The sequence below is a fragment of the Pseudarthrobacter sp. KH_020_B genome, from assembly GCF_057840185.1.
Window position 1 is genome coordinate 4306177 of the sequence record NZ_CM174506.1, and the last position, 19626, is coordinate 4325802.

The 19626-nt window shown below is 64.7% G+C and carries 17 protein-coding genes; 5 read left to right on the forward strand and 12 right to left on the reverse strand.

Translation table 11 applies throughout. From position 1 onward, the window contains the following. Positions 1–123 precede the first annotated feature (123 nt). A complete protein-coding gene (locus AC3IT0_RS20145) occupies positions 124–1581 on the forward strand; it encodes a glyceraldehyde-3-phosphate dehydrogenase (RefSeq protein ID WP_489323853.1) in 1458 nt (485 codons plus the stop codon). A gap of 320 nt (positions 1582–1901) precedes the next feature. After that, entirely contained in the window at positions 1902–2927 is a 1026-nt protein-coding gene (locus AC3IT0_RS20150; RefSeq protein ID WP_489321419.1) for an ATP-dependent 6-phosphofructokinase, read from the forward strand. A 150-nt stretch (positions 2928–3077) separates the two neighbouring features. On the opposite strand, the gene AC3IT0_RS20155 is transcribed toward AC3IT0_RS20150, so the two are convergent. The 4 genes from AC3IT0_RS20155 to tkt all read right to left on the reverse strand — a co-directional run bounded on the left by AC3IT0_RS20155 (position 3078) and on the right by tkt (position 7768). After that, positions 3078–3551, reverse strand: a complete 474-nt coding sequence (locus AC3IT0_RS20155) for a ribose-5-phosphate isomerase (RefSeq protein WP_489321420.1) — start codon at positions 3549–3551, stop codon at positions 3078–3080. 10 nt (positions 3552–3561) lie between these two features. Then, a complete protein-coding gene (gene rpe / locus AC3IT0_RS20160) occupies positions 3562–4281 on the reverse strand; it encodes a ribulose-phosphate 3-epimerase (protein ID WP_489321421.1) in 720 nt (239 codons plus the stop codon). A 34-nt stretch (positions 4282–4315) separates the two neighbouring features. After that, the gene (tal, locus tag AC3IT0_RS20165; RefSeq protein ID WP_489321422.1) at positions 4316–5437 is read right to left on the reverse strand and encodes a transaldolase; all 1122 of its coding nucleotides are present in this window, start codon (positions 5435–5437) and stop codon (positions 4316–4318) included. Between the two features lie 111 nt (positions 5438–5548). Next, positions 5549–7768, reverse strand: coding sequence for a transketolase (gene tkt / locus AC3IT0_RS20170; RefSeq protein ID WP_489321423.1), 2220 nt, complete (start codon positions 7766–7768; stop codon positions 5549–5551). A gap of 136 nt (positions 7769–7904) precedes the next feature. Between tkt and AC3IT0_RS20175 the strand changes: the two genes are divergently transcribed. Then, positions 7905–9173, forward strand: coding sequence for a helix-turn-helix transcriptional regulator (locus AC3IT0_RS20175; protein WP_489323854.1), 1269 nt, complete (start codon positions 7905–7907; stop codon positions 9171–9173). 65 nt (positions 9174–9238) lie between these two features. On the opposite strand, the gene AC3IT0_RS20180 is transcribed toward AC3IT0_RS20175, so the two are convergent. The 8 genes from AC3IT0_RS20180 to hxlB form a co-directional block, all read right to left on the reverse strand. Then, complete coding sequence (locus tag AC3IT0_RS20180) at positions 9239–11548, reverse strand: FdhF/YdeP family oxidoreductase (protein WP_489321424.1); 2310 nt, start codon at positions 11546–11548, stop codon at positions 9239–9241. A gap of 47 nt (positions 11549–11595) precedes the next feature. After that, positions 11596–12216, reverse strand: a complete 621-nt coding sequence (locus AC3IT0_RS20185; RefSeq protein ID WP_489321425.1) for an MBL fold metallo-hydrolase — start codon at positions 12214–12216, stop codon at positions 11596–11598. Continuing rightward, a complete protein-coding gene (locus tag AC3IT0_RS20190) occupies positions 12217–13320 on the reverse strand; it encodes an S-(hydroxymethyl)mycothiol dehydrogenase (RefSeq protein ID WP_489321426.1) in 1104 nt (367 codons plus the stop codon). 34 nt (positions 13321–13354) lie between these two features. Beyond that, positions 13355–14347, reverse strand: a complete 993-nt coding sequence (locus tag AC3IT0_RS20195) for a glucose-6-phosphate dehydrogenase assembly protein OpcA (protein WP_489321427.1) — start codon at positions 14345–14347, stop codon at positions 13355–13357. Next, a complete protein-coding gene (gene zwf, locus AC3IT0_RS20200) occupies positions 14344–15912 on the reverse strand; it encodes a glucose-6-phosphate dehydrogenase (RefSeq protein ID WP_489321428.1) in 1569 nt (522 codons plus the stop codon). Before zwf ends, AC3IT0_RS20195 begins: the two co-directional genes overlap by 4 nt. Positions 15913–15957: 45 nt before the next feature. After that, positions 15958–16110, reverse strand: a complete 153-nt coding sequence (locus tag AC3IT0_RS20205; RefSeq protein ID WP_489321429.1) for a hypothetical protein — start codon at positions 16108–16110, stop codon at positions 15958–15960. A gap of 297 nt (positions 16111–16407) precedes the next feature. Then, positions 16408–17031, reverse strand: a complete 624-nt coding sequence (hxlA, locus tag AC3IT0_RS20210) for a 3-hexulose-6-phosphate synthase (RefSeq protein ID WP_489321430.1) — start codon at positions 17029–17031, stop codon at positions 16408–16410. Between the two features lie 82 nt (positions 17032–17113). Then, entirely contained in the window at positions 17114–17713 is a 600-nt protein-coding gene (gene hxlB / locus AC3IT0_RS20215) for a 6-phospho-3-hexuloisomerase (protein WP_489321431.1), read from the reverse strand. A gap of 360 nt (positions 17714–18073) precedes the next feature. Between hxlB and AC3IT0_RS20220 the strand changes: the two genes are divergently transcribed. Together AC3IT0_RS20220 and AC3IT0_RS20225 are read left to right on the forward strand one after the other, a co-directional pair. Further along, positions 18074–18763: a FadR/GntR family transcriptional regulator gene (locus tag AC3IT0_RS20220; protein WP_489321432.1), complete on the forward strand. Its 690-nt coding sequence runs from the start codon at positions 18074–18076 to the stop codon at positions 18761–18763. After that, positions 18760–19467, forward strand: a complete 708-nt coding sequence (locus AC3IT0_RS20225; RefSeq protein WP_489321433.1) for a cache domain-containing protein — start codon at positions 18760–18762, stop codon at positions 19465–19467. The genes AC3IT0_RS20220 and AC3IT0_RS20225 overlap by 4 nt, the downstream gene beginning before the upstream one ends. Positions 19468–19626 lie beyond the last annotated feature (159 nt).

Here is a 19626-nt window from a genome sequence, read left to right on the forward strand (position 1 = left end):
AAATAGCGTTTCCCCTATCCGCAAATGACAGGACCATGGAGGCTAAGCAAAGCTCCAACCGAACCGCCCATTGCGAAAGGACGCCCCATGCTACAACCCTCAGATTCGTGCCTTGTGACGTGGATGGGCCGGGAGGCCCTTGCCGAGGCAATGATTCCGGTGATTGGCCGGCTGTACCGCGAAAACAATGTGGTCACCAGCATCCATGGGCGCAGCTTGGTCAACAAGTCCACTATGAACATCCTGAAGGCCCACCGCTTCGCGCGCCGGATCAGCAAAGACGAACTGCTCCTGGAGGAAACCGCCCCGCTCCTGAACACCCTCGCCGGCTTGGAGTTGGGCGCTGCTGCGATCGATATTGCCCGCCTCAACCAGAAATTCAAGGAAGAGGGCGGCGGGGCAACCGTGGAAGAGTTCCTCCGCACGGAACTCGCCGACGTCGTCGGCAAGCGCGGCACTGATGACCGCGCCAGCACGGACGTTGTGCTCTACGGCTTTGGCCGGATCGGCCGCCTGCTGGCCCGCCTCCTGATCGAAAAGGCAGGCGGCGGCCACGGCCTGCGCCTGCGTGCCATCGTGGTGCGCCGCGGCTCGGACCAGGACCTCACCAAGCGCGCCAGCCTGCTGCGCCGCGACTCGGTCCACGGCCCTTTCGAGGGCACCATCCGCGTTGACGAGGAAGCCAACACCATCACCGCGAACGGTGTCCGGGTCCAGGTCATCTACTCGGACAACCCCGCCACGATCGACTACACCGCCTACGGCATCAAGAACGCCCTCGTCGTGGACAACACCGGCCGCTGGCGTGACGCTGAAGGCCTGTCGCAGCACCTGCAGAGCAAGGGCGTGGCGCGTGTGCTCCTCACTGCCCCGGGCAAGGGTGCGATGAAGAACATCGTGCACGGCATCAACCACGGAACCATCCTGGACTCGGACCAGATCGTTTCCGCGGCGTCCTGCACCACCAACGCCATCACGCCGGTCCTGAAGGCCATCAACGACAGGTTCGGCGTGATCCACGGCCACGTGGAAACCGTCCACTCCTTCACCAACGACCAGAACCTGATCGACAACTTCCACAAGGGCGACCGCCGCGGCCGCTCCGCCGCGCTGAACATGGTCATCACCGAAACCGGTGCAGCCACCGCCGTGGCCAAGGCGCTCCCCGAGCTGCAGGGCAAGCTCACCGGAAGTTCCATCCGCGTCCCCACTCCGGACGTTTCGCTGGCCATCCTGAATCTCAGCCTGGAGAACGGCACCACCAAGGAGGAGGTCAACAGCTTCCTCCGCGACATGTCGCTGCATTCGGACCTGCGCAAGCAGATCGACTTCATGGATTCACCTGAAGTTGTTTCCACGGACTTCGTTGGTTCCCGTCATGCCGGCATTGTGGATGGCCTGGCCACCATCTCCAATGGCAAGAACCTCGTCCTGTACGTCTGGTACGACAACGAGTTCGGCTACAGCTGCCAGGTGGTCCGGGTCATGGAGGAAATGGCAGGCGTCAACCGGCCGTCGTTCCCCGCCAGGGATGTGGTTCAGGAGGCCATGTCAGTGCTCGCCGCGTTGAAATCGGCCTAGCTGAAGGAGACTCAATGCTCTTTATTGATTCCTCTGCGGGTAAGGAGCCGCCTCGCACGCCGCCGTCTACAGAGCGGCCCCCCGTTCCCACTCCTTTCAGGAAACCTGTTCCCCTCTCCCAGGTCCGGCCCGTCCGAGGCCGCGACCGGGAGATGCAACAGCTCATCCACGATCTCGCCGTCCTGGCGGCCAAGCATGATCAGCAGGTCAATGGCGGGCAGTCCCCAACAGGAGTCTCGCCTTGAAACGGCACGTGCAGCTCAGGCTTGTGCGGCGTGGCGCTTTGCCTGTAAACCTTCTCCCAGAATTTGAGCCGACACATGAAAATTGGAATTCTCACCAGCGGCGGCGACTGCCCCGGCCTGAACGCTGTCATCCGCGGGGCCGTGCTTAAGGGCATTACCGTCCACGGCCACGAGTTCGTCGGGTTTCTCGACGGCTGGCGCGGCGTCGTCGAGGGCGACATCATCGACATCCCCCGCAGCATGGTCCGCGGCATCGCCAAACAGGGCGGGACCATCCTAGGCACCTCCCGCACCAACCCCTTCGAAAACGGCGGCGGCCCTGAAGTGATCAAGGCCCACATGGACCGCTTGGGCATCGACGCCATCATCGCGATCGGCGGCGAGGGAACCCTGGCGGCGGCAAAGCGGCTGACCGACGCCGGGCTGAAGATCGTGGGTGTTCCCAAGACGGTGGACAACGACCTCGACGCCACCGACTACACCTTCGGCTTCGACACCGCCGTGCAGATTGCCACCGAAGCCATTGACCGGCTGCGAACCACCGCGGAATCCCACCACCGCTGCATGATCGCCGAAGTCATGGGCCGGCATGTGGGCTGGATCGCCCTGCACGCGGGCATGGCCGCCGGCGCCCACGCCATCCTGATCCCGGAACAGAAGATCAGCATCGAACAGATCGCGCAGTGGGTGAAGGAAGCCCATGCCCGCGGACGCGCACCCCTGGTGGTGGTGGCCGAAGGGTTTGTTCCGGAGCACATGGAATCCGCGCACTCAGAGCGCGGCCTGGACACCTTCGGCCGCCCCCGCCTGGGCGGCATCGCGGACCAGCTGGTCCCGGAACTGGAAGCCCGGACCGGCATCGAAACCCGGGCCACTATCCTGGGCCACATCCAGCGCGGGGGCGTCCCGTCGGCCTTCGACCGCGTCTTGGCCACGCGTTTGGGCATGGCGGCGATCGACTCAGTGGTGGAGGGCTGCTGGGGCACCATGGTGGCCCTCAAGGGCACCGATATCCGGCACGTGAACTTCCAGGAAGCCCTGGGCCAGCTGAAGACAGTCCCGCAGGACCGCTACGACGAGGCTGCGGTCCTGTTCGGCTAAGCCTGATCAGCGCGAACGGACACTTGAGGCCCCGCAGCGGAGGGGCCTCAAGTGTCCGTTCGCGCTTCCCTGTGCCCGACCATGGCTGGAAAAAACGCGGGCCACGTCATAGCCCCGCCGCATGGGACGGGGCTATGACGCAGCCGGGTTTTACTCGGCCACCTCGCCGGTGGTTTCGTAGGTGGCGATCTTGCCGATGCGGCGTTCATGGCGCTCCGCGTTGCTGAACGGTTCTGCCAGGAACGCTTCGATCAGTTCGGTGGCCTCCTGCACGCTGTGCTGCCGCCCGCCTACTGCCACCACGTTGGCGTTGTTGTGTTCGCGGGCCAGTTTTGCCGTGTCGAGGTTCCAGGCCAAGGCTGCGCGGACGCCCTTGACCTTGTTCGCGGCGATCTGCTCGCCGTTGCCGGAGCCGCCCAGCACAATTCCGAGGGCGTCCACCCCCGCTGCCTGGTCAACCACGACGGCGGCCGCGGCGTTGATGCAGAAGGCCGGGTAGTCGTCCTCGGCATCATAGGCGGCCGGCCCGTGGTCCACCATCTCGTAGCCCCTGGCAGACAGCGCAGTAATAAGGTGGGAGCTTAGCTCCATCCCGGCGTGGTCGGTTGCGATGTGAACGCGCATGTGTGCTCCTTCAGGCTGGTTGGGGTGCGGTGTTGTGGAGGTCGAGGGCCCGTGGGCCGAAAGCGAGCTGCCCGTTCGTGCGCAGTGACTCGATGGCATCCGCAGGAGAGGGCTTGCCGTACACGGCCGATCCGGCCACAAAGACGTTGGCACCGGCCTCCGCGGCGCGGGTGATGGTTTCCTCAGTGATGCCGCCGTCCACCTGGATGGCCACGTTCACCCCTGAACCTTCAACCGCGGCGCGGGCACGGCGGATCTTCGGCAGCATAACGTCCAGGAACGCCTGGCCGCCAAAGCCCGGCTCCACGGTCATGATCAACAGCATGTCCAGTTCGGGGAGCATGTCCAGGTACGGTTCCACCGGGGTGGCCGGACGCAGTGCCATGCCCGCTTTGGCCCCGCGGGCGCGAAGTTCGCGGGCGAGTTTGATGGGGGCATCCGATGCCTCCACGTGGAACGTCACCGAGCTCAGGCCGGCGTCGGCGTACTGCGGCGCCCAGCGGTCCACATTGGCAATCATCAGGTGGGCGTCCAACGGGACGGGGCTGACCTTCTGCAGCCGTTCAACAACTGGCAGTCCGATGGTCAGGTTTGGCACAAAGTGGTTGTCCATAACATCCACGTGCACGGCATCGGCGTTGCTGATGCGGGCAAGCTCGGCCTCGAGATTGACGAAGTCGGCCGAGAGGATGCTGGGGTTGATGCAGCAGTTCAGAGGTGATGCGGACATGATGTCTGCCTTTCGGTAGCGGTCAGGGCTCGGGTCAGGATGCCTTCCGTGCGGTGGCGAGGGCGCCTTCGACGTCGGCCAGCAGTTCCTTCCAGCTGGCCACGAACTTGTCCAGGCCCTCGGATTCGAGGAGCGCGACAACCTCGTTGTAGGAGATGCCCAGGGCGTCCAGCGCGTACAGCACGGCCTTGGACTCGGCGTAGGCGCCGGAGATCGTGTCACCGGTGACCACGCCGTGATCGAACGTCGCGTCCAGCGTCTTCTCCGGCATCGTGTTGACGACGCCGGGGGCTGCCAGTTCGGTGACGTACAGGGTGTCGGGGTAGGCGGGGTCCTTGACGCCGGTGGAGGCCCACAGCGGACGCTGCGGGAGGGCGCCGGCTTCAGCCAGGACCGCCCAGCGCTCGGTGGCGAACAGCTCTTCGTAGACCTGGTAGGCCAGGCGGGCGTTGGCCACGCCGGCCTTGCCCTTGAGGGCCTTGGCCTGGTCCGTGCCGAGGGCGTCGAGGCGCTTGTCGATTTCGGAGTCCACGCGGGAGACGAAGAACGAGGCCACGGAGTGGATCCTGGCGAGGTCATGGCCGTTGTCCCTGGCCTGCTCCAGGCCGGACTGGAAGGCGTTGATGACGGCGCGGTAGCGCTCGAGGGAGAAGATCAGGGTCACGTTGACGCTGATGCCCTCGGCGAGGGTAGCCGTGATGGCCGCGAGGCCTTCACGGGTTGCCGGGATCTTGATGTGGACGTTGTCCTTGTCCACCTTCTTGTAGAGGTTCTTGGCCTCGGCGATGGTGCCGGCCGTGTCCCAGGCCAGCCGGGGGTCAACCTCGATGGACACACGGCCGTCAACACCTTTGGTCGCTGCGGCGATCGGCGCGAACAGGTCGCAGGCGTCAGCGACGTCGGCCGTGGTGATCTCGAAGATGGTCTCCTCAACACCGGCGCCCTGCGCGGCAAGTTCGGCGATCTTTGCGTCGTAGTCCGAGCCGGAGGTGATCGCGGCCTGGAAGATGGACGGGTTGGTGGTCACGCCCACCACGTTCTTTTCGTCGATGAGCTTCTGCAGGCTGCCGCTGGCGAGACGCTCACGCGAGAGGTCGTCGAGCCAGATGGACACACCGGCGTCGGAGAGCTGGGCGGTAGGGGTTGCGTTGGTCATGGCTTCTGCTTCTTCCTTCAAGAAATTATGGACTGGTGACAGTGCGCGGCCGCGCCGCGGGACGTCCCCATGAGGCCGTCCCGCGGCACCAGCCGCAGTGCAGGTAAAAGGTCAGTTGCGGGCAGCGGCCAGGGAATCCTTGGCGGCGGCGGCGACAGCCTCCGCGGTGATGCCGAACTCCTGGAACAGGCGCTTGTAGTCGGCGGAAGCGCCGTAGTGCTCGAGCGAGATGGAACGGCCGGCGTCGCCGACGAATTCCCTCCAGCCCAGGGCCAGCCCGGCCTCCACGGAGACGCGGGCCTTGACGGCAGCGGGGAGCACGGACTCGCGGTAAGCGGCGTCCTGCTTGTTGAACCACTCAACGCACGGCATGGAGACAACGCGGGCAGCGATGCCTTCGGCCTGGAGGTCTTCGCGGGCCTGAACGGCCAGCTGGACCTCGGAGCCTGTCGCGATCAGCAGCACGTCGGCCGGAACGGTGGCGCCGTCCTTGGAAGCTTCGGCCAGCACGTAGCCGCCCTTGGCCACACCCGCCGGGGAAGCAAAGGTGTCACCCTGTGCCGCGCCATTACCGCGGGAGAACGTGGGAACATTCTGACGGGTCAGGACGATACCGGCCGGGTTCGCGTGGTTCTCCAGCATGGTCTTCCACGCTATGCCCACCTCGTTCGCGTCACCGGGGCGGACAACGTCCAGGCCCACAATGGCACGCAGGGTGGAGAGCTGCTCCACCGGCTGGTGGGTGGGGCCGTCCTCGCCCAGGCCAATGGAGTCATGGGACCAGACATAGATGGACGGGACACCCATCAGGGCGGAGAGGCGGATGGCCGGGCGCTGGTAGTCACTGAAGATCAGGAACGTACCCGAGAACGCACGGGTCCGGCCATGCAGCGAAATGCCGTTCACGATCGAGGCCGCAGCGTGCTCACGGATGCCGAAGTGCAGGACCCGGCCATACGGGTTGCCCTTCCAGGCATCAGTGGAGCGGGAGACCGGGATGAACGACGGTGAGCCTTCGATGGTGGTGTTGTTCGACTCCGCCAGGTCGGCCGAACCGCCCCACAGCTCCGGCATGACCGGGCCCAGCGCGTTGAGCACCTTGCCCGACGCGGCGCGCGTGGAAACATCCTTGCCGGCTTCGAAGACCGGCAGGACTGCATCGAGTCCGGCGGGAAGCTTCTTGGCTTCGATCCGCTCCAACAAGGCGGCGCCCTCAGGGTTGGCTGACTGCCATGCCTCGAATGAGGAATCCCATTCGCTGCGGGCGGCAGCGCCGCGGTCGACGACGGCACGGGCGTGGGCCAGGACGTCCTGGTCCACCTCGAAAGACTTGGCCGGATCGAAGCCCAGCACGGACTTCAGGCCTGCCACCTCATCAGCACCGAGGGCGGAACCGTGGATCTTGCCGGTGTTCTGCTTCTTCGGCGCCGGGTAGCCGATGATGGTCCGCAGCGAGATGATGGACGGCTTGGACGTCTCGGCCTTGGCCGCGAGCAGCGCCGAGTATAGCTCCTGGACGTCTTCGACGTATTCGCCGGTCTCGGTCCAGTCCACGCGCTGGGTGTGCCAGCCGTAGGCCTCGTAGCGCTTGAGGACATCCTCGGTGAAGGAGATGTCGGTATCGTCCTCGATGGAGATGTGGTTCTCGTCGTACACCACCACGAGGTTGCCCAGCTCCTGGTGGCCGGCCAGCGAAGAAGCCTCGGAGGTCACGCCTTCCTGGATGTCGCCGTCGGACGCGATGACCCAGATGGTGTGGTCAAACGGGGACGTGCCCTCGGCAGCGTCGGCGTCGAACAGGCCGCGCATCCGGCGCTGGGAGTAGGCGAAACCCACCGAGGAGGCCAGGCCCTGGCCCAGCGGGCCGGTGGTGATCTCCACGCCGGCCGTGTGCTTGTACTCCGGGTGGCCCGGTGTGAGGGAGTCCCAGGTGCGGAGCGCCTTGAGGTCATCCAATTCCAGGCCGTAGCCGGAGAGGAACAGCTGGATGTAGAGGGTCAGCGAGGAGTGGCCGGGTGACAGGATGAACCGGTCACGTCCCAGCCAGTCCGGGTCACGGGGATCGTGGCGCATCAGCTTCTGGAAAAGAAGGTAGGCGGCCGGGGCAAGGCTCATGGCCGTGCCGGGGTGGCCGTTGCCAACCTTCTCGACGGCGTCCGCGGCCAAAACTCGGGCGGTGTCCACTGCGCGGTCGTCTGCGGGCGTCCAGTTGAGTGTTGCTGCAGTTGCAGCACCGGGGAGCGTCACATTTGTTGTCGGGTTCACGGTTTTGTCCTTTTGGATCTGGTCGGCCTGGAGCGGCCGGACGGATGCTTTCTGGTTGATATCCATGATTGCGAACCAAATGGGCAGGGGTAACACTGTTTTCTGACGGTTCTTACTACCCTTTTGGGTTGGAAGGACGTTTCCGCCCGGGTAGGCTGTCCGGATGAGCACCGTCGCCCATCAGCCCGTGAAGGAATTCACCATGCCTCTTCCAGACCTGCCGTGGCCGCTTTTACAGAGCGTGGCAGCCTTGGCCGATGCCCCCCTCGCCCAGATAGCGGAGCGCCTGCGTGATGCCACGCTGCCCTACATGGAAAGCAGCGCGCTGGTGATCTTTACGGAAGACTGCACAGGCCGCCCGCAGAAGAAGGCTGGCGATGAGGACATCATTTCCCGGGTCTCCATCACCGAGCTGGACACGCTCCGCGCCGTCCTTAAGGATGAGGGGCCTTGGTTCGGGGAAGCCGAGCTCGCCGGCCAGACCCGCCCCGTGCTCGCCCTGAAACACGCTTCCAGCAACGCCCTCCTCGTGCTCACGGATCCCAGTGCCGATTCGGGGCGCAGCGCCGGGCTGGACCTGGTGACGTATCTGTGGGCCCTGACTGCGCGGCGGATCCGGGAGAAGGTGGCTGATGCGCCGCCGTCGTACCTGCTCGAATCGCGGGCGGCATCCGCTGAACGCCTCCGCGTGACGGCGGAACTGACCGACCTGCACTCCACCACCTTGGAGACCCTCCTGGCAGCGCTTCGTTCAACATCCCTGGACGATGCGGCAGCCCGCACAACCGTCACCGACCTCACCGCCAAGGCTTTGATCGGGCTCCGGACCCACAGCGACCGCACAACAGACCTGGTGAAAGAGCCCGTCGCCAAGGCCTTCGAACGTCTGCGGGAGGACCTGCGGCCGCTCACACGCTACAGCGGCATCGAGATCGAATTCATTGAACCGCCGCTCAACGGAAGGGCCCTGCCCGGCGAAGTTGCCCACGCGGCCCGGGCGATCGTCCGTGGACTTGTGCTGGCCATGACGGAACAACCGGATGTCAGCAGGGTACGGACGCAGTGGGACTGCGATGGCGAAAACCTGCTGATCAACGTCCGCGACGACGGCCGGGGTGCGCTCAAAGCCGACGCGCCGAGCATCGCCCGCCTGGACCGCCGGGTCCAGGCGCTCACCGGAACACTGCGGATCGATGTTATGCCGGGTTGGGGTGCGGACGTTTTTGTCACCCTCCCCCTGGACCTGCAGAAGACGAGCCCGGCCGGGGATGTCGCCGGCTGGGATCTTGCCGCCCGGGAACTCGAGGTGCTCCAGCACCTTGTCGCCGGGCACCGCAACCGGACCATCGCCTCCACGCTGGGCATCAGCGAGAACACGGTCAAGTTCCACGTGCGGAACCTGTTCAAAAAGCTCGACGTCGGCTCCCGCACCGAGGCGATCGCCCTCGCGCACAGCCACGGGCTCCGGTGACCCGGTCCCCCGGTGGTTGAGCTTGTCGAAACAGGGGTTTCGACAAGCTCAACCACCGGCGGGACTTACCGCTCGGCCATGTGCGGCACAAACCGGACGAACATTGCCTTGAACCCCGGGGTGTTGGACTCCCGGGCCACGTTTTCCTTGTGGACCAGGGCGTTCGCTTCGGGGAAGTAAGCCGCGGCGCAGCCCTTCGCCGTCGGGTAGGCCACCAGGCGGAACTTGTCTGCCTGCCGGTCGTGCCCACGGAAGGTGCTGACCACGTCCACCAGGTCCCGGTCCTGGAAACCGAGTTCCGCCAGGTCCTCAGGGTGCACCAGGATCACCCGGCGGCCACCCGAGATGCCGCGGTAGCGGTCATCCAGGCCGTAGAACGTGGTGTTGTACTGGTCGTGGCTGCGGATGGTCTGGAGCACCAGGTGCCCGTCCGGCGGGGTCAGGTATTCCAGCGGGCTGACGGTGAAGCGGCCCCGGCCGATGTCCGTCTTGAACGACCGGGTATCGCGCGGCGGGTTGGGCAGCACAAAACCGTTCTTGGTCCTGACCCGGGTGTTGAAGTCCTCGAACCCGGGCAGGACGCGCGAGATGTGGTCACGGACCACGTCATAGTCCTCGGCCATGGCCTTCCAGTCCACGGAGTGGTCCGGCCCGAAGGTTGCTTCTGCCATCCGCGCGACGATCACCGGTTCGGCGAGCAGGTGCTCGGACACGGGCTGCAGCCTGCCCTGGGTGGAGTGGACCACGGACATGGAGTCCTCCACGGACAGGAACTGAGCGCCCTTGGGGTGCTTGGCGTCCTTGTCGGTCCGGCCGAGCGTGGGCAGGATGAGCGAGGTGCGGCCGTGCACCACGTGGGACCGGTTCGGCTTGGTGGAGATGTGCACCGTCAGGCCGATCCGCTGCATGCCCGCTTCCAGGGTTTCCGTGTCGGAGCAGGCGAGCGAGAAGTTGCCGCCCATGGACACAAAAACGTCCACCTCGTCACGCTCGAAGGCTTCCATGGACTCGACGGCGTCATAGCCGTGGTGCCGGGGGGACGCGATCCCGAACTCCGCATCCAGGGCTTCGAGGAGCCACTCCTTAGGCTTTTCCCAGATGCCCATGGTCCGGTCGCCCTGGACGTTGGAGTGCCCGCGGACCGGGCAGGCGCCGGCGCCGGGCTTGCCGAAGTTCCCCTGCAGGAGCAGGACGTTGACCATCTCCTTGATGGTGTCCACCGAGTGCGGCTGCTGCGTCACGCCGAGGGCCCAGCAGAAGATCGTGGCCTTGGAGCGGATCAGCATTCCGGCCACGGTCTCGATCTGCTCGCGGGACAGGCCGGTGGCCTTCTCGGTCTCGGCCCAGTCCAGCTCTCGACGGGCGTCACTGTAGGCATCGAACCCGTCGGTTTGGGCGTCGATGAAGGAGCGGTCGACGACGGTGCCCGGGTTGCGTTCTTCCTCCGCCAGGAGCAGGTGGCCCAGTGCCTGGAACAGGGCCAGGTCACCGCCCACCTTGATCTGAAGGTACTCGTCGGCGAGCGGCGTGCCGCCGCCCACGACACCCGAGACGGTCTGGGGGTCCTTGAAGTTGAACAGCCCGGCCTCCGGCAGCGGGTTGACCGCCACCACCTTGCCGCCCTTGTCCTTGCACTCCTTCAGGGCTGACAGCATCCGGGGATGGTTCGTCCCGGGGTTCTGCCCCACCACAAAGATCAGTTCGGAGTCGTGGATGTCCTCCAGGGACACGGTGCCCTTGCCGATGCCGATGGTCGGGTTCAGCGCCGAGCCCGAGGACTCGTGGCACATGTTGGAACAGTCCGGCAGGTTGTTGGTGCCCAGGGCGCGGGCGAACAGCTGGTACATAAACGCCGTCTCGTTCGCGGTGCGGCCGGAGGTGTAGAAGATGCACCGGTCCGGCGTGGAGGCCCGGACGTGTTCGCCGATCAGCTCGAAGGCTTCGGCCCAGGAAATCGGCGAGTAGTGCGTGTCGCCTTCGCGGATCACCACAGGTTCACTCAGCCGCCCCTGGTTGCCCAGCCAGTACTCGGTCTTCTCCGCCAGCTCGGCGATCGGGTGCTTCGCCCAGAACTCCGCGCCCACGGTCCGGAGGGTGTTCTCCTCGGCCACCGCTTTGGCCCCGTTCTCGCAGAACTCGGCCGCCTTGCGCTTCGTGGCCGATTCCGGCCAGGCACAGCCGGGGCAGTCGAACCCGCCCTGCTGGTTCAGCCGCAGCAGGGACTGCGCCGTCCTGGTCACCCCGGCCTGGGCCACGGCGCGTTCGAGGGCCACCATGACGGCCTTGACTCCGGCCGCTTCCGTTTTGGGCTTGTGGACTTCGAGGTTGTCCTCGTTGATGTCCGCGACGGGGGCGGGCTGCTTGCCGAACTTCATTGTTCCAACTTCCTTTGCGACGGGATCCTGCTGTTAAGGACCCTGCTCTATTGGGAAACCTTAGCCAGCGTTTCCCGTTCCGCACCAATGGAGGTGTTGTCGCCGTGGCCGGTGCGGACCACGGTTTCGGTCGGCAGCGTCAGCAGCCGTTCCCGGATAGAGGTCAGGATGGTGGGGTAGTCGCTGTAGGAGCGTCCCGTCGCTCCCGGTCCACCGTTAAAGAGGGTGTCGCCGGTGAAGACCGTTCCCTCACTTTCGAGGTAGAAGCAGGTGGAGCCCGGTGAATGGCCCGGCGTGTGGATGGCCAACAGCGCGGTGCCGCCCACCTCAAACACGTCGCCGTCACCGTGGTACCGGTCCGGGTCCGTATCCGGGTAAACCTGCTTCCAGAGGACCAGGTCCTCCGGGTTCAGGATGATCGGGGCGCCCACGGCGGCCGCAACCTCCCGCGCCGCGCCGATGTGGTCATTGTGCGCGTGCGTCAGCAGGATGGCCAGGACCTTCCGGCCACGGACCCCGTTGATGATCGCTGCCGCATCGTGCGGGGAATCGATGATCACGCACTCATCGTCGTTGCCCACGATCCAGACGTTGTTGTCCACGTCCCAGGTACCGCCGTCGAGCGAAAAAGTGCCCGAGGTGACCAGGTTTGCGATGGTGACTGTCATTTAGTGCTCCTTCTGGGAGTGTACTTCTACGACCGAGCGCAGGACCTTGCCGTCATGCATTTTGGCGAAAGCTTCCTCCACCTGGTTTATGGTGATGCGCTCGGTGACGAAGGCGTCCAGATCAAGGTTGCCCTGCTTGTAATGCGCCACGAGCATGGGGAAATCACGGGAGGGCAGGCAGTCGCCGTACCAGGAGGACTTCAGGGAACCGCCGCGGCCGAAGACATCCAGGAGTGGCAGCTCGAGCCTCATGTCCGGCGTCGGGACACCCACCAGCACCATGCGGCCGGCGAGGTCGCGGGCGTAAAACGCCTGCTTGTACGTTTCGGGACGTCCGACGGCGTCAATCACCACGTCCGCGCCGTCGCCGTTCGTGAGGGCCCGGATAGCTTCGATGGGGTCTTCCTTGCTGGAATCCACGCCGTGCGTTGCGCCCAGGGACTTGGCCATCTCCACCTTGTTGGCGTCGATGTCCACCGCAATGATGGTGGTGGCACCCGCCAGCTTTGCACCGGCGATCGCGGCGATACCCACGCCGCCGCAGCCGATCACGGCCACGGATTCGCCGCGCTTGACCTCGCCCGTGTTGATGGCGGCACCGATGCCGGCCATCACCCCGCAGCCGAGCAGCCCGACGGCGGCGGGATCGGCGTCGTCGTCAATCCTGGTGCACTGCCCGGCGGCAACGAGCGTCTTCTCCGCGAAGGCGCCAATGCCCAGCGCGGGAGAGAGCTCCGTACCGTCCTCGAGGGTCATCTTCTGCGTCGCGGTGTGCGTGTTGAAGCAGTACTGTGGCTGTCCCTTGGCACAGGCGCGGCATTCCCCACAGACAGCGCGCCAGTTCAGGATTACCCGGTCACCCGGCGCCACCTGCGTGACATCGGGACCCACCGCGCTGACCACACCCGTGGCCTCATGGCCCAGCAGGTATGGGAAGTCGTCGCCGATGCCGCCCTGCTTGTAGTGCAGGTCCGTATGGCAGACCCCGCAGGTGAGAATGTCCACCAGGGCCTCCCCCGGCCCTGGATCCGGGACCAGGATGGTCTCCAGCGAAACCGGGGCGTTCTTCTCCCTGGCGATGACTGCCTGTACTTTGTGGACCATTATTCTTGTGTTCCTTTCCTGGATCCGGGCGGAGTCAAACGGCGATCAGTGACTGACGGTCGTTATGACGTCCCGGCTCCCCGCTGCACGTGAACGTCATCGGTGTTTCTTGCTGCATTGCGGCGGTGCCAAGGCTGCGGACTGTTTCGCCGAACACTTCGTCGGGGTCGAGGCGGCGGAGCTCTTCGGCGAGGCAGTCTTTGAGGCTGCGGCGTGGCAGCGAGATGCGTTGGGCGGGCTGTCCGGGCTGGGTCAGTTCCGCGACTGAGAGTCCGGGGCGGAAGAGCTGCACGTCGCCGGTGTGGCGGGTGAGGCGGACCCTCCGGATGCCGGTCCCGGCAGGGTCCGCGACGATGGTCACGGGCGCGTCCAGGGCCAGCGTCAGCCACGCCGCGAGCAGGATCGTGGACGGTGAGTCGGAGGCGCCTTCGACGGCGACGGCGGTGACGGGTGAGCCGTCCACCTGGTCCAGGACGGCCGCGAGCTGGATCCGCCAGTTCGTCAGCCGGGTCCAGGCGAGGTCGGTGTCCCCGGCCTTGTACGTGGCCCGGATGTTCGCCAGCGCCATTTGGGGATCAGGTTCGTTCGCGGAGTCGGTGATCCGGCGGTGCGCGATCCGGCCCACGGAGGTTTCGCAGGCGTTCTCCGGTGCCCCGTGCGGCCACCAGGCCACGATCGGGGCGTCCGGCAGGAGCAGGGCCGCGACCAGGGATTCGCTTTCGTGGGCGAGCTCGCCGTAGCCGCGGAGCACGATGACCTCGGACGCGCCGGCGTCACCGCCGACCCGGATCTGCGCGTCGAGCCGGTCCGGGGCTTCACGCCCGGCGTCGGCGAGGACGATGATCCGGCAGGGGTGTTCGCGGCTGGCCTCGTTCGCGGCCTCGATCGCTTCTTCCTCGAGCCCGGACCGGGTGACGACCACCAGGGTCAGGACCCGGCCCAGCGCGATCACCCCGCCCTGCTCACGCAGGGAGGTGATCTTCTTGGAGATCTTCGAGGTGGTGGTGTCCGGCAAATCTACAATCATGGCCTTCTCCAGGTTCGTCCGTCACGGGCCAGCAGTTCATCCGCCGAGGCCGGGCCCCAGGACCCCGGGGCGTAGGGTTCGGGCTGTTCGGCCAACCCGGCCCAGTAGTCTTCAAAGGGGTCCAGGATCTTCCAGGACAGCTCCACCTCGGCGTGCCGCGGGAACAGCGGCGGCTCCCCGAGCAGCACGTCCAGGATCAGCCGTTCGTACGCCTCCGGGGAGGACTCGGTGAACGAGTGCCCGTAGCCGAAGTCCATGGTCACGTCCCGGACTTCCATCTGGGTGCCCGGGACCTTGGACCCGAACCGGATGGTCGCGCCCTCATCGGGCTGGACCCGGATCACCACGGCGTTCTGCCCGAAGTCGTCCTCGCCATGGTCCCGGAACAGCAGGTTCGGGGCGCGTTTGAACACCACCGCGATCTCGGTCACCCGCCGGCCCAGGCGCTTGCCCGCCCGCAGGTAGAACGGCACCCCGGCCCAGCGCCGGGTATGGATGTCGACCCGGACCGCCGCGAACGTCTCGGTCTTCGAATCGGCCGGGATGCCCTCTTCCTCCAGATAGCCCTGGACCTGTTCCCCGCCCTGCCAGCCGCCCGCGAACTGCCCTCGCGCCGAATGCGTGGACAGGTCCGCCGGGAGTTTGACCGCGGCGAGGACCTTTTCCTTCTCCGCCCGCAAATCGTCCGCGTTGAAGGAAATCGGCTCCTCCATCGCCGTCAACGCCAGCAGCTGCAGCAGGTGGTTCTGGATCACGTCCCGCGCGGCGCCCACGCCGTCGTAGTACCCGGCCCGGCCGCCCGTGCCGATGTCCTCGGCCATGGTGATCTGGACGTGGTCCACGTAGTTCGCGTTCCACAACGGCTCAAACAGCTGGTTCGCGAACCGCAGCGCCAGGATGTTCTGCACCGTTTCCTTGCCCAGGTAATGGTCGATCCGGAACACAGCATCCGGCGGGAACACCGATTCCACAATGTCGTTCAGCGCCCTAGCCGAGTCCAGGTCATGCCCGAACGGCTTCTCGATCACCACCCGCCGCCATTTATCCCCCTCGGCCTGCGCGAGGCCGTGCTTGGACAGCTGCCGGCAGACCTGCTCAAACGCCTTCGGCGGGATGGACAGGTAGAACGCGTGATTGCCCCGCGTTCCGCGCTGCCCATCGAGTTCATCGATGACTTCACCGAGCCGCTCAAACGCATCATCGTCGTCGAACTCGCCCTGGACAAAGCGGATACCCTCCGCGAGCTGGTTCCACACCGCCTCATCAAACGAAGTCCGCGAATACGCCTGCACCGAGGCCTTCACCTCGGCGGCGAAGTCCTCGTGCTTCCACGGACGGCGGCCAAAACCCACCAACGCGAAACTCGGCGGCAACAGCCCCCGGTTCGCGAGGTCATACACGGCCGGCATGAGCTTCTTACGGGCAAGGTCACCGGTCACTCCAAAGAGCACCAACGAGGACGGACCGGCAATCCGGTTCAGGCGGCGGTCACGCGGATCCCGGAGCGGATTACGCCCTGACTTGCACCCGGGCTTCACACTTGAATCAACGTAGGTAAGTGACATTGTTGCTCTAACTTTCGACAGGGAAGTGCGGCCGCGGACCGGCGGTTACGAGAGTATCTGCTCGCGGGTCTCCCCGTAGGGAACGGTGTCGCTGAGGGCGAGGGTGTACCGGCTGGGAGTATGGCGGGTGACCAGAATGCCGGAATAGCAGTGCGGCCTGGCTACCTGGCGGAGGGTGGCCTCGGCATCGTCGAGCAACTCGTAAAGACGGCTAGGCTCGGTAACAACTACTTCTAAATTGTGTGTGGCCTGACTACGCATGATGAACAGTTCCTTCCCATGGGTTTAGTGTGCCCATGTGCCAACCCCTCATCCTTGGGGTGTTGTGTTCTTGGATCGGATTCAGCACCGAACCGTACTGCCCGCGGTGACGTATCGCCGCGGGCAGTACAGGAAAGACAATCCGGGCTGCAGGCCCCCAATCACAAGGTCCTGCAGCCCGGAGGCGGCGTCCCGCGGCCGTTGGGGTGCGGGACGCCTCCGTCAACCGGCTGGCTAGTTGATGGCAGCGCGGAGCTGCTTGGCTGCCAGTGCCGGGTCGGCTGCACCGTAGATGGCGCCGCCGGCGACGGCGACATCGGCGCCGGCCTTCTGGACGTCTGCGATGGTGGCGAGCTTCACGCCGCCTGCCACGGAGAACGGAACGCGGGCTTCGGTGCCGGCGCGGAGCAGACCGTTCAGGTCGAAGCCGGGCTTTGCCTGCTCGTCCAGGCCAGCGTGCATCTCAACGAACTTCGCACCCAATGCGCGGACTTCCTTGGCACGGGTAACCTTGTCTGCCACGCCGATGAGGTCAACGACAACGCCCTTGTTGTGGGCCTTGGCGGCCTTGACGGCGCCGGCAATGGTGGAGTCGTCGGCTGCACCGAGCACGGTGACCAGGTCAGCGCCGGCCTTGAAGGCGATGTCGGCTTCAAGTTCGCCGGCGTCCATGGTCTTGAGGTCAGCGAAAACAACCTTGTCCGGGTGGGCGTTCTTGATCGCGGTGATGACGGAAAGCCCTTCAGCCTTGATCAGCGGGGTACCGAGCTCGATGATGTCCACGTATTCGGCAACCTGGCCAGCCAGTTCGAGGGCGGCTTCGGTGGTCAGGAGGTCGATAGCAACTTGGAGTTTCATGATGTTGTTTTCTTTCTGTTGGGAACTGCGGTGGGTGTGGAAAATTGAGTGGATACTGCGGTGGGTGAAAATCAGGCCTCGGTTATTCGAGGTTGGCGTGCCTGAGCCAGAGCTCTTCAGCCGGTACATCGGTGTTGTCCCACAGGGACTGGAAGAGGGCTTCGGTGGCGAGGAAAAGTACCTGCTCGAAGAGGGAACCTGAATACTGGCGGGAAACGCTGGAGCCGTGGTCGGTCTTCTGGGCTGCGGGAACGATCACCAGCGCGTCGGCGAGGCCGGCAAGCGGTGAACTCGCGTTGGTGGTGAACGCGGCAATCCGTGCTCCCGCCTTAGCCGCTGTTTCGGCTGACTTGACTACCCCCGAGGTCGTTCCCGATCCAGAGGCCACCAGGAGCAGGTCGCCGGAAGCGATTGCCGGAGTAGTGGTGTCACCGGCGATGTGGACGTTCAGGCCCAGGTGCATCAGCCTCATGGCGGCCATCCGCAGGACCAGGCCGCTCCGGCCGGCTCCGGCGACGAACACCCGGCCAGGGTGGCTGAGGTGGCGGGCCAGGTCGGCGATCTGCTGTTCGTCAATCTTGGCCGCTGTGTCCGCGATCTCGTCCCGTACAAGGGCGAGATTCCGGACAATGTCATCTGTGCTGCTGTACCCGGTACGAACTGCACTTGCTGTCGTAGTCACGATGTTTTCCCCTTCTATTCGGTCGTTGGCCTGTAGCAGCCAAACGACGCTTTCTGGTTGATATCCATCCTCCCGAAGCGAATGGGCAGGGGTAACACTGTTTTCTGACGGTTCTGACTACACTTTGGGATGGTGCCACTGCCGGAGGTCGGGTGGGAGTGCTGGAAAGCCGCAGTCTTGAAGGATTTATTGAATAGACTCTCTACAACGACCTGAGTCCTTGTCGCTGCTGACCGGACTTGCTTGTTATTGACCCACCCCGTAGCCCATTTCCCGGAGCGCAGACTTTTGGCCTCGCCGTCCTCATTCCAGTCCCAGATTTATCGGTCCCTGCCCGAAATCGAGAGGGCAGATGCGATCGTGGACAGGATTACCAAGGCCATCGGCCTCGGGCTGCTCAAAGTAGGTGAACGCCTGCCCCCAGAAGCGGCACTCTCGGAAATGTTTGGGGTTGGCGGCGCGACTCTTCGCGAAGCTTTGGGGGAACTGCGCGAGCGGGGAATCGTCGAGACTCGCAGAGGCCGGAGCGGGGGGACCTTCGTGGTCAACCAGCCTCGAACCCAGACCGACACGATCCGGGATTGGTTCCTGTCGACGTCCATTTCGGAAATACGCGACATCGGAGACGAGCATTCCGCCATAGCAGCCACCACCGTCCGCCTGGCCTGTGAGCGCGCGGAAGCACACGACGTCGACCGTCTTCAGGAATTTGCGCGAGCATTGGTTCTGGCCACGACCCCCGAATTGCGTGCACCTGCTGACAGCCGCTTCCACATCGAGATGGCAGTAGCCGCGCAATCACCGAGGCTTGCTAATGCCGAAATCCGGCTTCAGGAAGAAACAGTTCAACAGCTATGGACCCCACTCATGGTTGCATTTGACCCGGAACAGGCAACCGCTGAACACTTGGAACTGGTCCGGGCAGTCGCCCAGGATCAACCCGAGAAGGCCCAGAAACTAGTACTTGAGCACATCAGGCGAAACATTTTCCACCTGATTGACAAGAAACTCAGCCTCGGCTATGCCCAATCAATCCAGGATAGTCAATGACGCCCACCACCGAAGTCGTACAAGCTGCCACAGCCCTCACCTCGTGGATTAGCGGCGTATCCACCGAGACTGAGAAACTCTCCAGCTCCGTGGCCTCGCTGCTTGAACGAAATCTCGGCGGCAAGCCCAAGATCGACAAGGCTGCTCTGGCCGGATTGGACGAACTCTCGCGGCAGTTCCTGACGAAGAACACTTTTGCTGTCGGCGCCGGAACCTTCTTCGCCGCGGAATCAGTTGAGGAGGGCGGCCGATCTTGGGAATGGTGGACCCGCAAGGAGTCCGGCGCCATCGGGAGGCTTGATTTTGACCTGACGCCAGGCAGCAATCGATATTACGACTATGAGAAGCTACCGTTCTTTTCGACCGCCGCTTCCACAGGTGAGCAGACCTTTTGGGGACCGTATGTCGACTATCTCGGCTTCGAGGAATACATCCTTACGTTCACCGCACCATTTTCCGTCCACGGGAACTTTGCCGGCGTAGCCGGATGCGACATTCGGATCAAGGACCTGGAACCCCTCATCATGCCAAACCTGCGTGTCATCCCAGGCGACGCCGCCCTCATCAACGCCAGCAACCGCGTCATTCTCGGCAACTCGGGCAGGTACTTGGTTGGCGAGCGGATCAAATCCGGATCTCCGGACCAACATCGACTGGCTCTGGATGTTCCCCACCTCGGGCTCTCCCTGATCTACACGATCTAGCCTCAGGCCTCCCGCATGTCCTGGGCACAGATCGAGATCCCAAGCCTGGGCGGGGAACGCGGCTGGTGAGAAGTGTGCAACCGACGCAGCAAAATTGGCGTCCGCAAAAGCTATCGCAATAGAGCTTTTACGCTGTAACCTCTGGAAGTGATCTATTTC